Annotated in this window: 11 protein-coding genes; 2 read left to right on the top strand and 9 right to left on the bottom strand. The window is 69.9% G+C overall.

The window, feature by feature from the left end:
- Positions 1–52 precede the first annotated feature (52 nt).
- The 9 genes from HUW46_RS03275 to HUW46_RS03235 form a co-directional block, all read right to left on the bottom strand.
- Positions 53–2,560 (bottom strand): ABC transporter permease, encoded by a 2,508-nt coding sequence (locus HUW46_RS03275; RefSeq protein ID WP_215545848.1) that lies wholly within the window; start codon positions 2,558–2,560, stop codon positions 53–55.
- A gap of 8 nt (positions 2,561–2,568) precedes the next feature.
- Positions 2,569–3,303 carry an ABC transporter ATP-binding protein gene (locus tag HUW46_RS03270; RefSeq protein WP_215545847.1) on the bottom strand — a complete coding sequence of 245 codons (735 nt, stop codon included), beginning with the start codon at positions 3,301–3,303 and terminating at the stop codon, positions 2,569–2,571.
- A 1-nt stretch (position 3,304) separates the two neighbouring features.
- Entirely contained in the window at positions 3,305–3,724 is a 420-nt protein-coding gene (locus HUW46_RS03265; protein WP_215545846.1) for a hypothetical protein, read from the bottom strand.
- Between the two features lie 105 nt (positions 3,725–3,829).
- The gene (locus HUW46_RS03260; RefSeq protein WP_215545845.1) at positions 3,830–4,753 is read right to left on the bottom strand and encodes a quinone oxidoreductase family protein; all 924 of its coding nucleotides are present in this window, start codon (positions 4,751–4,753) and stop codon (positions 3,830–3,832) included.
- A 145-nt stretch (positions 4,754–4,898) separates the two neighbouring features.
- Entirely contained in the window at positions 4,899–6,446 is a 1,548-nt protein-coding gene (locus HUW46_RS03255) for a GMC family oxidoreductase (RefSeq protein WP_215545844.1), read from the bottom strand.
- Positions 6,447–7,997 carry an APC family permease gene (locus HUW46_RS03250; RefSeq protein WP_215545843.1) on the bottom strand — a complete coding sequence of 517 codons (1,551 nt, stop codon included), beginning with the start codon at positions 7,995–7,997 and terminating at the stop codon, positions 6,447–6,449.
- Positions 7,998–8,033: 36 nt separating this feature from the next.
- Complete coding sequence (locus HUW46_RS03245) at positions 8,034–9,512, bottom strand: aldehyde dehydrogenase family protein (protein WP_215545842.1); 1,479 nt, start codon at positions 9,510–9,512, stop codon at positions 8,034–8,036.
- Between the two features lie 124 nt (positions 9,513–9,636).
- Positions 9,637–10,836 (bottom strand): acyltransferase family protein, encoded by a 1,200-nt coding sequence (locus HUW46_RS03240; protein ID WP_254125763.1) that lies wholly within the window; start codon positions 10,834–10,836, stop codon positions 9,637–9,639.
- The gene (locus tag HUW46_RS03235) at positions 10,833–12,827 is read right to left on the bottom strand and encodes a glycosyltransferase family 2 protein (RefSeq protein ID WP_215545840.1); all 1,995 of its coding nucleotides are present in this window, start codon (positions 12,825–12,827) and stop codon (positions 10,833–10,835) included. Before HUW46_RS03235 ends, HUW46_RS03240 begins: the two co-directional genes overlap by 4 nt.
- A gap of 378 nt (positions 12,828–13,205) precedes the next feature.
- On the opposite strand from HUW46_RS03235, the gene dxs reads away from it, so the two are divergent.
- Both dxs and HUW46_RS03225 read left to right on the top strand, forming a co-directional pair.
- On the top strand, positions 13,206–15,140 hold the full coding sequence (dxs, locus tag HUW46_RS03230) for a 1-deoxy-D-xylulose-5-phosphate synthase (RefSeq protein WP_215545839.1): 1,935 nt from the start codon (positions 13,206–13,208) through the stop codon (positions 15,138–15,140).
- 26 nt (positions 15,141–15,166) lie between these two features.
- Positions 15,167–16,078: a LysR family transcriptional regulator gene (locus tag HUW46_RS03225; RefSeq protein WP_215545838.1), complete on the top strand. Its 912-nt coding sequence runs from the start codon at positions 15,167–15,169 to the stop codon at positions 16,076–16,078.
- Positions 16,079–16,082 lie beyond the last annotated feature (4 nt).

Below are 16,082 nucleotides of genomic sequence, written 5' to 3'. Positions count from 1 at the left end.
GACCTCAGATCATCACACCGGACGTCCCGCCCGCCATCGCTTTCCTCGGAAACTACTGTCCGCTGCCAAGGCTCAGTTCTTCCACGGGTTTCCGCTTCATCGCGAGCCCGGCCGTGATCGCGGTGACCGGCCACACGATCAGGAACGCGGCGGCGACCACGGCGACGAACACCCAGACCGGCCCCGACGGCAGCACCGAACCGGTCGCGATCGCGATCGGCAGCACGGAGAACAGGGAGATCACCGTGCCGAGTGCCAGCGCGAGCACGCCGATCGTGGCGCCTTCCAGGAACAGCATGCGCGACACCTGCCGCCGGGTGGCCCCGGCGAGCCGTTGCAGCGCCAGTTCCCGCCGCCGCGACAGCACTGCCACCCCGAGCGTGTTGACCGCCGCGATCGCCGCGTAGGCGATCGCGAGCACGGCGAGGAGGTAGCTGATCCACGCTTGCACGTCGACGCCCGTGGCGAACTCGGCGGCCAGCGCGTCGCCGTCGCCGACGATCGTCCGCGGCCCGGCGACCTGGCGTACCCCAGACGCCAGGTCACCGGTGCCGCGGACGAGGATTTCGCTTGGCAGGCCGGTACTCGTGTGCGGTGCCAGCAGCGTCGCGGGCACCACCACGCTCGGGTAGTTCGACGAGCTGTCCAGCAAAGCCACCACCGCGACTTCGACTCGCGCACCGTCGCCGAGGCGGAGGGTGACCTTGCCGCCCAGCCGCACGCCGAGGTTCTCGGCTTCGGCTTGGGGCAGCGCGACGGACGCGCCCGCGAGATCCCGCAACGATCCTTCGGCCACCGGTGTGCTCAGCACCGGATCGGCCGTCTGCGCGTCGACACCGAGCACCGTGCTCGGGTCGCTTCCGTTGCCGTCGTAGGGTTCTTCGATCCAGCCCTTGCTGGTCACCAGTGACGACGCGGTCGTTACGCCGGGCGCGCCGCGCAGCCGGTCCGCGAGATCGGCCGGGACGACCCCGTCGGCGGAAGAGACCACGACGTCGGCGCTCAGCTCGTCGGCGCGGGCGGCCGCCGCCGCGTCGCTCTGCGTGGTCTGCGCGTAGATGTTGCCGAGCGCGATGGCGGTGGCGAGCGTCAGCGGAGTCAGCACGGCGGCGAACTGCCGCGCCCGCGCCCCGATGTTGATCGCCGCCAGCGCCCCGCCGGAAAACCGCCGGAGCACCGGCGCCGCCATCCCGGCGACGACGTGCACGAGCTCCGGGCCGAAGAGCCCGACCGCGATGGAACCGGTGAGCACCGCGGGTCCGCCGATCGCGGACGCGGTCTCCGGGTCGAGGAACATCGTGGTGGCCGCGAGCGCGACGGTCGCGGCGGCGAACGCCTTGCCCAGCGCTTTGCGCACGGGCCCGAGGTTCGCGGTCGGGATCGCGGCCTCGGTCAGTGCCTGGATCGGACGCGCCTTCGCCGCGCTCCTCGCCGCGAAGTGCGCGGTCAGCCAAGGAAGTCCGACGGCCAGCAGGAAACCGCCCGCGAACGGCACGATGCCCTGGTGGAACACGAGCTGCGCGGGGAACACGCCCTGCGCGGTGCTCGCCGAGAAGATCAGGTCGCCGGCGAGCGCACCGGCGGGCACCCCGAACACCGCGCCCAGCAAGGCCACCGCCGTCGTCTCGACGACCACCATGCGGTGTGCCTGCGCCGGGGTCGCCCCGCTGGCGCGGAGCAGGGCCAGCTCCTGCTGGCGCTGGCGCACCGAAAGGCTGATCGTGGCCGACACCACGAGCGCCATCACCACCAGCACCATGCCGCCGAACACGGCCGCGAGCAGGATCAGCGGCAGCCTGCTGGCGCCGATCCCGGTGTACTCGGCCGCGCCGCGGTCGTCGCCGGTCAGCACGCTCGCGCCGGGGGAGAGCTGCGTGCTCAGCCGTTCCGCGAGCTCGTCGACGTCCACGCCGTCGGCGGGCACGATCCCGATCGCGTCCACTTTGCCCGGTCGGGGCGAAAGCTGCCGCGCGTCGTCTTCGGCGAAGAACAGCGCTGGCGCGTCGACGGTTCGTTCACTGTGCAGGATGCCCGCGACGGTGAACGTTTGCGCGCGTCCGCCGACCACGAGGTCGATCGGCGCGCCGATCTTGGCGCCGCGCCGGGCCGCCGACGCCTCGTTCAGGCTCACCTGCCCCGGCCGCGGCTCGGTGCCTTCGCGCACCGTGAACGGGGTCAGCGCGGCGGATGCCCAGTTGTGTCCGAAAAGGACATCGGTGCTGGGCTCGTCGCCCGCGATGGTGGCGGGAAAGGTGATGTCCGGTACTGCCTTCGCAACGCCCGAGGTCGCGGCGACCTTCGGCAGCACCGAAGGATCGACGGCGGCGCGCTCGGGGTAGGCGACGGTTTCGCTTTCCTCGTCGGGGAGTTTGAACCCTTCGGAACCGGCCACCACGACGGGCGCGCCCGCGAGCCGTTGCGGCGCGGCGCCGAGCCGGATGGCGGATTCCATCAGCCCGCCGCAGGCGATCAGCAGCGCGCAGCCCACGAGCACCGCGAGGAACGTGGCCGCCGACGCGGCGGCGCGGAACCGCAGGCTCGCCAGCGCGAGCCTGGTCATCGGCCGCGTCACCGCGCCCGCCCGGTCAACCCGGCCAGCTCGGCCGCCACCGCGTCCGCCCTCGGACGGTCCACTTTGGACACGATGTGCCCGTCGACGAGGAACAGCGCGGAATCCGCGTGGGACGCCGCGACCGGGTCGTGCGTCACCATGACCACCGTCTGGCCAGCCGCGGCCAGCTCGCGCAGGAGCGCGAGCACGTCGAGCGCGGTCTGGGTGTCCAGTGCCCCGGTCGGCTCGTCGGCGAAGGTCACCGCGGCCCGGCCCGCGAGCGCCCTCGCCACCGCGACGCGTTGCTGCTGGCCGCCGGAAAGCTCGCCAGGCCGGTGCTTCGTGCGGTGGCCGAGGCCGACCCTGTCGAGCACGCCCTTGACCCACGTTTCGTCGGGGGTGCGTCCGGCGAGGATGGTCGGCAGCGTGACGTTGTCCCACACGGTGAGCGCGGGCATCAGGTTGAACGACTGGAACACGAAGGCGACCCGATCCCGCCGCAGCACGGTGAGTTCGGTTTCGCCCAGCCCGGTCAGCGGGGTGCCCGCGAGCGTCACGGTGCCCGAATCGGGTTGGTCGAGACCTGCCGCGCAGTGCAGCAGGGTGCTCTTCCCGGAACCGGACGGGCCCATCACGGCCGTGAAGCTGCCCGCGGGGAAGTCGACGGTGACACCGCCGAGCGCGACGACGGCGCTGTCGCCCTGTCCGTAGGTCTTGCGTACCGCGTCGAGGCGGACGGGTGAGATGGTCATGTCAGCCGCGCACCCGGAAGACGGATTCGGTGAGCAGCCAGAGCGCGGCCACGACGAGGCCGCCGCCGACGACCGACCACAGCCAGAACGGTGGTGCGAAGTGCAGGCCGATCAGGCACATCAGCAGCCAGACGGCGATCTGCACGACGTTCACGCCGAGCCAGACCCAGGTGACCACCCGGCGCACGGGGACGAGGACCGCGGGCGGCACGCCGGGCAGACCTTCGAGGGCTCGGCGCACGGCCTCGCGGGTGGCGGCGATGTCCAGCCGGTCGAAGCGGTCGCCCGCTTCGCGTTCGGTGAGCGCGCCGTCTTCGCGGCCGCGGGTGATCCGGCTCACGGCGGCATCGCGGTCGGCCGCCGAAGCCGGGATCCGCTCGGACATGAGCATCCGCATCAGCAGCGGTGCCGTCTTGGTCATGGTGCTTCCCCAGTGAATCTGTGTATGGTTCGCACAGTTTAGGGAGCGGCGAGGACCAGGGCAAGGTCATACCCGTTTTGCGGTTTGCTGTCCGAATAGGACGGGTCAGGGGCGCAGCAGCACCCGCCCGAGGTTGCGCCGCGACTCGATCAGCTCGACGGCCTCGGCGAGCCGGTCGAACGGCAGCGTCGTGGTGGCGGGGCGCACGGTGCCGCCGGCCAGCAGTGCCCACAGCTCGGCCCGCCGCTCGTCCACGAGTTCGGGTTGCCGCCTCGCGACGAGTCCGATGGAGAAGCCGATGACCGACTTCAGCTCGCCGAGCAGGCTGCCCGCGTCCACGGTCCCGCCGCCCGCGCTGAAGGCGACCAACCTGCCGTGCGGCGCGAGCGCTCCGACGCCCCGCTGCACGAGTTCACCGCCGACGCCGTCCAGGACGACGTCCACCGGCTCGCCCCAGCTTTCGTCGCCGTAGGCCACTACTTCGTCCGCGCCGCACGACCGCAGGAACTCCGCCTTGTCCGCGGACCCGGCCGCGGCGACGACGCGGCTCGCTCCGAGGGCCTTCGCCAGTTGCACGGCGAGGTGTCCCGTTCCGCTCGCCGACGCGGTGACCAGTACGGATTCGCCCGCCTCGAAGCGAGCGGCGCGCAGCACCGACAACGCGATTAGGCCGCCACGCACCAGGCTCAGCGCGTCACCGGCGTCGACCTCTTGCGGCACACGGGAAATCAGCATCGGCGAGGCCAGCACCTGCTCGGCGTAGAGGCCTTCGAACACGACACCGCCGACCCGGTCGCCGATCTCGTACCCGGTGACGTCGGGCCCGACCGCGGCCACCTTCCCGACCACCTCGCCGCCGGGTCCGTTCGGCGGCACCGCGCCACCGTTCAGCATGCGTACGATCCCGACACCGACTCCGACCGCCTCGGCGCGGATGAGCAGTTGCCCCGGCCCCGGCACCGGCTCGGCCAGCTCCGCCACCTCGAACCGCTGCCCCGTGCCCCGCCCGCCGAACCTGATGCCGCGCATGCTCTTCCCTCCAGCGATGATCTCCGCGGCATCGTAGAGCACCGTCCCGGGCGAACCGCGCTATGCCGTGATGGTCACCATGACGGCACTGAATGCTGTCATGGTGACCATCAGGGACACCGCGCCTGCCGGAGGGAAACGAGGTTCAGGCGTCTTCTTTGAGCATGTCGGCGCACTTCTCGCCGATCGCCATCGTCGTGATGCACGGGTTCACCGCGACGAGGAACGGCATCGCCGAGCCGTCCGCCACCCGGAGGTTCGAGACACCGCGGACGCGCAGGCGCGCGTCGAGGACGGCGTTCGGGTCGTCGTCGCCGCCCATCTTGGCGGTGCACGAAGGGTGGTAGACGGTGTTGTGCGTCTTGCGCAGGTAGTCGGCGATCTCGTCGTCGGTGCGCGCGTCGGCGCCGGGCGCGAGCTCCGTACCCGCCCATTCGGCCATCGCGGGCTGCGAGACGATCTCTCGCGCGAGCTTGATGCCGTAGGTCATCACGCGGATGTCGTGCGGATCGGTGAAGTACCTCGGGTCGACCTTCGGCTTGTCGCGGTAGTCCCTGGTGCGCAGCCGCACGGTGCCGAGCGACCTGCTGCGCGTCACGTTCGGGGTCAGGCAGAACCCGTTCTCCGTGGTGGGGTAGCCGTGGCGCAGGGTGTTCAGGTCGAACGGGACCGAGCCGTAGTGGAACATCAGGTCCGGCCGGTCGAGGCCGTCCTCGGTGGTGGTGAAGATGCCGATTTCCCACCACTGCGTGGAATCGCTCACCATCGGCTGCTTCGCGTCCCACTGGATCAGGCCCTCGGGGTGGTCCTGCAGGTTCGCGCCGACGCCGGGGGAGTCGTGCAGCACCTCGACGCCGACCTCGCGCAGGTGCTCGGCGGGCCCGATCCCGGACAGCATCAGCAGCTTCGGCGTGTCGATCGCGCCGGAGCTGACGATGACCTCGCGGCGCGCCTTGACCTCGATGCCGTGGATCAGGTCCGGCGCGAGGTACTCGACGCCGGTGCAGCGCTTGCCGTCGAAGATGAGCCGCTTGGCCCTCGCTCCCGTTCGGATGTCCAAATTGGACCGCTTGCCGATGATCGGGTGCAGGTAGGAAACCGAGGCCGACGATCGGGTGCCGTCCTCGCGCGCGTTGATCTGGAACCAGTTCGCGCCGTGGGTGACGGTGCTGCCCGAGTTGAACTCGGTGCGCGGGATGCCCGCCTGCTCGCACGCTTCGAGCAGTGCCGCACCGGCGGGGTCGCGCGGCGGGACCGAGCGGATGGTGACCGGGCCGGAACGCCCGTGGTGCTCGCCGGGGCCGTCATTGGTCTCGAGTCGTTTGTACAGCGGGAAAACGTCCTTCGCCGACCAGCCGTCGAGACCGAGCGACGCCCATTCGTCCAGGTCCTCGGCCGGTGCCCAGAAGGCGATGCACGAGTTGTGCGAGGAACAGCCGCCCAGCACCTTCGCCCGCGCGTGCCGGAGGAACGAGTTGCCGGATTCCTGCGGCTCGACGAGGTAGTCCCAGTCGTACCCGGACTCCAGCAGGCCCATCCACTGGTTCAGCTGGAGCACCGCCGGATCGTCCACATCGGACGGACCGGCCTCCAGGAGGCAGACGGTGACGCTGGGGTCCTCCGACAGCCGCGCCGCGACCACCGATCCCGCGGTACCACCGCCGACGACGACGTAGTCGAACTCCTCGCTCACTTAAGCGCTCTCCTCTCGAATCTCCGCCGGGGGCTCCTCGGCCGCGGACTTCGCCGCGTGATCGGCCAGCACCCCCACCTTGTGCCGTTGCACGAACCAGTAGTAGGCGAACCCGCCCGCCGCGAACACCGCGACGAACAGCACGGAACTCCACTTCAGGTACCAGTGGAAGGGCGGGGTCGCGTTGTAGATCTCCGCGCGCGGCCAGGCCAGGTTCACCGTCCAGAACCCACCCCACAGCACGGCGACGATGTTGACCGGCAGGCCCCACTTGCCGAGCGAGAACCGGCCCTCGGGCGCGCCCTTCGGCGGCCACTGCCCGCGCAGACGCTTGATCAGCATCGGCACGGTGACCATCAGGTAGGCGATGTAGATCAGGATGATCGCGAGGCTGGTCACCGCGGAGAAGATCTGCGACGAGTTGATGTTCACCAGCAGCAGCACGATCGCGATCACGCCGATGACCACCGCGGGCAGCACCGGGGTGCCGGTCTTCTTGTTCACCTTCGCGAGCTTCGAACCGCCGGGGAGCGCGTTGTCGCGCGCCATCGCGAACGCGATCCGGATCGCGGCCGTGTGCACCGCCAGCACGCACACCGTGATCGCGATGCCCACCACGATCAGGAAGACACGGCCGATCGTGCCGCCGAGCGCGTCGGTGAGCACGAACTGCAGGCCGTCGGTCGCCAGCTGCGGCGCGTTCACGTCGCTGACCGCCATCAGCGCGAACAGGATGATCAAACCGCCGAGCAGCGCCGAGGCGACGAGCGCGCGCAGGATCGCCTTCGGCGCGTTGCGGTGCGGGTCCTTCGACTCCTCGCCGAGGGAGGCCGCCGTGTCGAACCCGTACATCACGTACGAGGACGCGATCGCGGCGATCAGGAACGCGCTGAGGTATCCGCCCGTGTGGTTCGCGCCGGTGTTCAGCGTCTCGGTGACCACACCGGGCCCGCGGACGAAGTGCGCGGCGAAGAAGATCACCAGCAGCACCGCGAACACCAGCTCGATGAACACGCCCGCGCTGTTGATCCGCGCCATCAGCTTCACGCCGAACGCGTTGACCAGCATGGTGAACACGATCAGCAGGCTCGCCAGCAGCACGCCGTTGGCCGCGTCACTGGTGCCGGTGCCGTCCCCGATGACCTGGAAGCCCTTCCAGATCTGGGGCAGCGTGCGCTGGTAGGCCAGCGCGGTCGCGGAGATCGACACGATCGAGGCGAGCAGCATCATCCAGCCCGCCAGCCAGGCGAGGTGGTTGTTGGACAGCTTCTTCGCCCAGTTGTAGACCGAACCGGCCACCGGGTAGTGCGCCGCGAGCTCGGCGAAGGTCAGCGCCACCATCAGCTGGCCGACGAACACCATCGGCCACGACCACCAGTAGGCCGGGCCGCCCTGCCCGAGCCCGAGATAGGACAGCTGGAACACGCCGGTCAGCACCGAGATGTAGCTGATGCCCGCGGCGAAGGTGTGGAAGCTGCCCAGTGTTCGCTTCAACTGGTTGGTGTAGCCGAAATCGCTGAGTTCTTGGTCGCCGCCACCCTGTGTACTCAAGGCGCCTCCTGATCAGTCCACTATGGAATTTGCGGTTCAGCTCTGCTCGCCGGAGAACCACTTCGGCGGCTCGGGGCGCAGGTTCTGGTAGATGTGCTTGGCCTCCTGGTACTCGGCCAGCCCGCTCGGGCCCAGTTCGCGGCCGAACCCGGACTGCTTGAACCCGCCCCATTCCGCCTGCGGGAGGTAGGGGTGGAAGTCGTTGATCCAGATGGTGCCGTGGCGGAGGCGGTTCGCGACGCGCTGCGCGCGCGAGGCGTCGTCGGTGAACACCGCGCCGGCGAGCCCGTAGTGCGTGTCGTTGGCGATGCGGACCGCGTCGTCCTCGTCGGTGAACGTTTCGACGGTCAGCACCGGGCCGAACGACTCCTCGACCACCGCGGTGCTGCCCTGGCGCACGCCGTCGAGCACGGTCGGCAGGTAGTAGTAGCCGTCCGCGAACCGCTCGCCCTCTGGCCGCTTGCCGCCGGTCCGCAGCACCGCGCCCTCTTCGATCGCGGTCGCGACGTACTTTTCGACCTTTTCCCTGTGCTGGGCGGAAATCAGCGGCCCGGTCTCGGCGTCCGGGTCGAACGGCCCGCCGAGCCGGATCAGCTCCGCGCGGCGGACGATCTCGTCGACGAAGGCGTCGTGGATCTCCTCCTGCACGATCAGCCGCGCGCCCGCGGAGCACACCTGGCCGGAGTGCAGGAAGATCGCGGTGATCGCGTAGTCGACGGCGGTTTCGAAATCGGCGTCGGCGAACACCACGTTCGGGTTCTTCCCGCCGAGTTCGAGCGCGACCTTCTTGACCGTGGCCGCGGCGGAGGCGGCGATCACCTTGCCGGTGGCGAGCCCGCCGGTGAACGACACCAGGTCCACGTCGGGGTGTTCGGACAGCGGCGCGCCGACCTCACCGCCCGCGCCCAGCACGAGGTTCGCCACCCCGTCGGGCACGCCCGCGTCCGCGAGCAGGCGCATCAGCAGGATCGAGGTGTGCGGGGTCAGCTCGCTCGGCTTGAGCACGAAGGTGTTCCCGGCGGCCAGCGCGGGCGCGACCTTCCACACCGTCTGCAGCAGCGGGTAGTTCCACGGCGTGATCAGGCCGCACACGCCGACCGGTTCGTACACGATCCGGCTGAACGCGTCCGGATTCCCGGTGTCCACGACGCGACCGGCGTCGTTGCCGGCGAGCTTGCCGAAGTACTTGAAGCACGCGGTGATGTCGTCCATGTCGAGTTCGCTTTCCACCAGCCGCTTGCCGGTGTCGAGCGATTCCGCGCGGGCGAACGCGTCCTTGCGCTGCACGAGAAGATCGGCGGCGCGCAGCAGCACGTCACCGCGTTCGGCGGCGGGGGTGGCGGGCCACGGGCCGGTGTCGAAAGCGTGCCGCGCGGCCGCGATGGCCGCCTCGGTGTCCTCGCGCGTGCCTTCGGCGACCTCGGCCACCAACGAACCGTTGGCGGGGCACCGGATTTCGCGGGTGCCGCCCTGCTTCGCGCCGACCCAGTGGCCGCCGATGAAAAAGTCCGCCATCAACCTCTCCAGTGTGGACAGTGCGTGCGCGGCGCGGGCCGGGCCCGCGCCGGGTCGGAATCCTACGCGTAAAACGGGCCGCACCGCTCATTCAGCGGCGCGGCCCGTGACGTTCCGTACGATTTCAGACGGCCAGCGGCTCCGGTGCGTAGTAGTCGCGGGGCCTGCCCTTGGCATCGAAGGCCGCCGCGATCTTCATGCCCGTCTTTTCGATCGCGTGGTAGCTGAGCAGCGCGACCGGGATCGCGACGGCGAGCAGCACCACCGCCGTCACGACGAACGCGGACGCTGAACCGGTCGACGGGACCAGGCCCAGCGTGTCGAGCACGCGCAGCACCGGTTCGTGCCACAGGTACAGGCTGTAGCTGGCGAGCCCGACGGTGACCGCGGGCTGCCAGCTCAGGAACCGCGGCGGGGGAACGGTCGTGAGCGTGGTGCTGGCCACCACGAACGCGCAGCCGACCGCCACCACCGGATGCAGGAACGGATCGGGGAGGTATCCGTTCGAGCGGACCCAGTGCGCCAGCACGATCACGCCGAACCCGATCAGCGCCGAGGTCCAGCGCGACCAGCGGTGCGCGAGCTTGAAGCCGCCGGCGGCCAGCACCGCCATCAGCAACCCGATCGCGAACAGGTCGAGCTTCGCCATCGGCCCGAACCACGTGGACCACGACGAGGACGGCCGGTGCCAGACGAACTTCGCGAGCAGCTTGTAGGCGAGGCTGATCGCGACGAGCGTGCCCGCGCCGCCGTAGAGGACCGCCAGCTTCGCCCGCCTGCTTCCCAGCCGCGCGCACACGCGGTAGGCGAGCGACCCGAGCAGCGCCAGCAACAGGTAGAAGTGCATCTCGTCGGCGAGCGACCACGCGGGGCCGTCCGTCCAGAAGATGTACTCGTCGCTGTAGACGTGCGTGAAGCTCAGGTGCAGCAGCAGATCCTGCCAGTGGCCGGGCAGCTCCGGATTGGACACGAACCACACCACCAGCACCACGATGAAGTAGGCCGGGATCAGCCGCGACACCCGCTTGATCAGGAACACCCTCGCCGGCCTCGGGGACGAATCGCCGAGCGCGGCCTTCACCACGGGCAGCCCGAGCAGGAGCCCGGACAGGACGAAGAACAGCGCGACGAACAGGTCGGTGCTCAGCATCACCTCGTGCCAGACGGTGCCTTCCAGCGGCCACTTCTCCGTGCGGTTGAACTGGTAGGCGTGGAACGTGGCGACCGCGATCGCCGCGAGCGCGCGGTAGACGTCGAGCTGGAACCGGCGCGGCGAGGGGGTTTCGCGCGTGGCCTTACCGGCTTCCGGCAGCACCGCCGTCACGCCGTCCGCTCCTGCGCGGACGCCGCCTGGCGCGGGGTGATCGCCCATTTCCGCTCGCCGGTGAGCTCCTTGATCTGCGCGACCCTCGCCACGTGGTTCTTGAACTCGGTGTAGAAGAACGTGGACACCACGAGGTAGGCGAGGAACCAGCGGGGATGCCGCCGCACGTCCGGCGCCGCGAGCCGCCACGCGAACAGCACCTGGCTCGGCCCCGAAGACAGCGTGTAGACCGTGCACAGCAAGAACACCGGCACGAACCAGTCCATCCTCGCGAACCCGCCGTCGCGCCAGAAGATGAACGCGATCACCGGGATCATCTGGATCGACAGCCACGGGTAGATCTCGCGCCAACCGAGCAGGAACGTGATGCCGAGCTTGTTGCGCACGGTCAGCGCGTTCGACCGCAGCGCCGGGCCGAGGTGGCGGCGCGACACCTGGAACCAGCCCTGCGCCCACCGCACGCGCTGCTTCCACAGCGCCGACAGCGTCGCGGGCGCCAGCTCCCTGCTGATCAGCGCGGGGTCGTTGACCACGGTGCGGCCCGACAGCAGCACGCGGATCGACGAATCGATGTCCTCGGTGAGCATTTGGCCCTGCATCCGGGTTTCGTGCAGCACCTGCGTGCGCCAGAACCCGTTCGAGCCGCCGAAGAGCCCGAACCCGTGCAGCTTCGCCCTGCCGGGGTGGCTCACCGCGTAGATCGATTCGAATTCGACGGCGATCGTCCTGGCCACCCACGACGCGTCGCCGTTGCGGATGAGGCAGTGCCCCTGCACGACGTCGGCGCCGTGCGAAAGCCAGCGCCACGCCCTGCCGAACGCGTCGGGCGCCGGGTGGTGGTCGGCGTCGAAGACACCGACGAACTCGCCCGTCACCAGTTCCAGCGCCGCGTTGACGTTCTGGGCCTTCGACGTCGAGTAGGGGACTTTCAGCACGACGAGCCGCGGATCGCGGGCGGCGAGCTCGTGCAGGTCCGCCTCGATCGGCATCGAGGTCGGCGTGTTGTAGGCCAGGATCACCTGGAGCGGGCCGCCGTAGTCCTGCCGCAGGAACGCGTGCAGGGTGTCGACGATGGTGGCCGCTTCGTTGGGGAGGTAGGCCGGGATGATCGCGGACGCCGCGGGTTCCGGTGCGGCCGCCTGCTTCGGTGGCCGGTCGGGATCGAGCGCGAAGAAGTTCTCCGTCCAGATCACGATCGCGGTGATCACGAGCGAGGCCGTGACCACCAGGTACATCGGTGTCGCGAGGTCGATTCCGTCCACGTAGAAGGACACGAGCAGCGCGAACGGCACCGCGATGCCGAGCACCAGCGTCGCCAGCGCCTGCAGGGTCGTGCGGAGCGGGCCGGAGGACTTCTTGCGCTTCGGCGCCGCGGGAGGCGCCCACTTGCGCGGGATCAGGTCGAGCTGGCTGGTGGCGAGCTCGACCGCCTCGGTGGCCCGGTCGACGAACTGGTGCGGGTCCATGCTGAGCGGCCGGTCGGCCGCGTCCGCCCAGCCGATCACCGGGGTGATGGTGAGGTGCTCGTCGCCGAGTTCGATCGGCAGCCTGGCGAGCCGGGTGGAGATGCTCTCCAGCCTGGCCTTCACCTGCCAGTTCGCCGCGCCGCGCAGGGTCAGGATCACCCCGCCGTGCTCGTCGGGCGTGATGTGCTCCTGCTCGGACAGTTCGGTGCGCAGGATCCAGGCGACCTGCTCCAGCACGCGGTCGAGCCCGTGCTTGCCGAACCGGGATTCGATGCGGGGCGCTTCGACGAAGCGCACGACCGCGACGTTCGGCGGCCTGCGCCGGCTCGCCGGTCTGCTGAGCACACGCAGGGTGTGCTGATGCCACCGCTCGTTCGGCGCGAACGCCGCGTGGGCGGTTCCCGGCTCCGCCGCCTTGGCGTGCCGGGGTGCTTCCAGATGGACAAAGGTGGCTCTGGCGTCTTCGTTGGCGCCGCCGTTTCTCTGCTCGCCGTTTTTCTCGGCGAGCCTGACCCGGTCAGTCATCTCGATCGACGGCTGAAGGAACGGCACGGCGTCGGTTCACCCCCGAGGGTCAATGGCTCGCTTGTTTCTGTTGTGTCCGGCTGCTGGCGGTCATCCGTTCGTGGGGCACGCTACGAGTGGTTACTACTTGCGTGGCTAGTCCACTCCGTTAAGTGAGAGTGAGTTCACATACTTCGGTATGTGACTGTTAATTTCCCACTCCTAGTGACTACTTGACAGGGGGCTGGCCTGAACGGGCCAACGGCGGTTCGACCGAATGCCGAAACGTGACGGCGGCCAAACCAACGCCTCCGAGGGAGGCGGCGGAAAGCGTGCCTCTCCTAGACTGGGCCGATGTCCGCGCGGACCGCGCGGCGCCCGACCAGGTGAGGTGGAAGCGTGGAACTGCTGGCGTCAGTCCAGGGACCGGCGGCACTCAAGCGCATGAACCCGGACCAGCTCGCCAAGCTGGCACACGAGATCCGCGAGTTCCTCATCGACAAGGTCCGCCTGGCCGGGGGGCATCTCGGCCCGAACCTCGGCGTGGTCGAGCTGACGATGGCGCTGCACCGGGTGTTCGACTCCCCGAAGGACGCGATCGTGTGGGACGTCGGCCACCAGGCCTACGTGCACAAGATCGTCACCGGCAGGCACCAGGGCTTCGACCGGCTCCGCCAGGTCGGCGGCGTCGCGGGCTACCCGATCCGCGCCGAAAGTGAACACGACTTCGTGGAGAACAGCCACGCGTCCACGGCGTTGTCCTATGTGGACGGTTTGGCGAAGGCGTTCCAGCTGCGCGGCGGCGGCAGGCACGCGGTCGCGGTGGTCGGCGACGGCGCGCTCACCGGCGGCATGTGCTGGGAGGCGCTCAACAACATCGCCGCGGGGCCCGACCGTCCCGTGGTCATCGTGGTGAACGACAACGGCCGCTCCTACTCGCCGACGATCGGCGGCCTCGCCGATCACCTCGCTTCCCTGCGGCTCCAGCCAGGGTACGAGCGCTTCCTCGACGGCGGGCGCGCGATGCTGCAGCACACCCCGGTGGTCGGGAAGCCGATCTACGCGGCGCTGCACGCGGCCAAGGCCGGGATCAAGGACGCGCTGAGCCCGCAGGTCATGTTCTCCGACCTGGGCCTGAAGTACCTCGGCCCGGTCGACGGGCACGACATGGCGGCGCTGGAGAAGGCGCTGCACAGCGCGAAGGCGTTCGGCGGCCCGGTGATCGTGCACGTCGTCACCGAGAAAGGGCACGGCTACCCGCCCGCGGTGAGCGACGAAGCCGACCAGATGCACCAGACCGACCCGATCGACCCCGCCACCGGTAAGCCGAAGCCGAAGGGGCGGAGCTGGACCGCGGTGTTCGGCGACGAGCTCGCGAAGATCGGGGAGGAGCGCTCCGACGTCGTCGCGATCACCGCGGCGATGCAGCGCTCGGTCGGGCTGCAGAAGTTCGCCGAAGCGCATCCCGACCGCTGGTTCGACGTCGGTATCGCGGAGCAGCACGCGGTCACCTCGGCTGCCGGGCTCGCGATGGGCGGGATGCACCCGGTCGTCGCGGTCTACTCCACCTTCCTCAACCGCGCCTTCGACCAGTTGCTGATGGACGTGGCGCTGCACCGCCAGCCGGTGACCTTCGCGCTCGACCGCGCCGGGATCACCGGTCCCGACGGCCCCAGCCACCACGGCATGTGGGACCTGTCGCTGCTCGGCATGGTGCCCGGGGTCAGGGTCGCCGCGCCGCGCGACGCCGAGACGCTCCGCGAGGAGCTGCGCGAGGCCGTCGCGGTCTCCGACGGCCCGACGGTGCTGCGGTATTCGAAGGGCTCGGTGGTCGAATCCGTTCCCGCGCTGGAGCGGATCGACGGCGTCGACGTGCTGTACCGGCCGCGCGACGGCGCCGGGACCGATGTCCTGCTCGTGGCCGTCGGCGCGTTCGCCCCGCTCGGGCTCGCCGCCGCCGACCGGCTGGCCGACCAGGGCATCGGTGTCACCGTCGTCGACCCGCGCTGGGTCCTCCCGGTGCCGGATGCGCTGGTCAAGCTCGCCGAGCAGCACCGCATGGTCGTCACCGTGGAGGACAGCGGACGGCACGGCGGGTTCGGCTCGGGTTTCGACGCCGTGCTGCGTGACGCCGACTGCCCGGTGCCGTTGCGTGATCTCGCGGTGCCCCAGCGGTTCCTCGACCACGGTTCGCGGGAGGAGGTGCTGGCCGGGGTCGGCCTGACCGCGCAGGACGTGGCGCGCCGGGTCACGGAGTGGGCGGCGAACCTTCTCGGCCAGTCGCAGCGCGCCCCGGTCGAGGCCACCGACGCGGAAGCCACCAGCAAGGAGTGAGCGGCGGCGCTGGGTAGGCTTCGCTCGTGGAGATGTTGCACCTGCGCTACTTCGTGGCGGTCGCCGAGGAGTTGAACTTCTCGCAGGCGGCGAAGAAGCTGCACATGGCGGCGTCCCCGTTGAGCCAGCGGATCAAGGATCTGGAGCACGAGCTGGATCAGCGGCTGTTCGTCCGCAGCACGCACAAGGTGGCGTTGACCGCGGCCGGTGAGGCGTTGCTCCCGCTGGCGAAGGACGTGCTGGATCGGGTCTCGTCGATCCCGTGGAAGGTCCGCGAAGCCGCCCGCCCCCGGCGCAGCACCCTGTTCGTCGGGATGCCCGCCGGGGTGCACCCCGCCCTGCGTGAACGCGTGAAGGAGTTGGAGGAGCGCACGCGCGACACCGCGGAGCTGAAGCGCTGGCCGGGCGGCACCGCCGAGTTGGTGTCCGATGTCCGCGACGGCAAGCTCGCGCTCGCACTCGCCAGGCTCCCGGTGTCCGATCCCGCTCTCGAAGTGCTGCCGGTGATGACCGAACGCCTCGGCGCCGCCGTCCCCGCGGACCTGTTCCCCGGCCGCACTTCGCTCACCGTCGCCGACCTGACTGGACTGTCGTATGTGGCCGATTCGGCCGATTCGACACCCGCCTACTTCGACGAACTGGACGGCCGTCTCGCCTCGGCCGGGGTGAAGAAGCGCATCAAGCTTTCCTCGTCCGGCTACGCCGGTATCGCGGAGCTCGTCTCGACCGGTATCGCCTTCTCGATTTCGATGCTCGACCCCCATTCGCCGATGCAGCTCTACCGCCTGGACAACGTGACCATCCTCCCGCTGGAAGATTTCGAGGCGACGCTCGAAACGGGCCTGGTGTGGCGCACCGACCGCGGTGGCAAGGGCGGCGACTTGGAAGAACTGGTCACCCGGGCGCGCGAGGTCTTCGCCGACCCGCTCAAAACCTGAGCCG

The organism is Amycolatopsis sp. CA-230715, from assembly GCF_018736145.1.
Classification (GTDB): domain Bacteria; phylum Actinomycetota; class Actinomycetes; order Mycobacteriales; family Pseudonocardiaceae; genus Amycolatopsis.
This window is presented reverse-complemented; position numbering and strand designations above follow the sequence as displayed.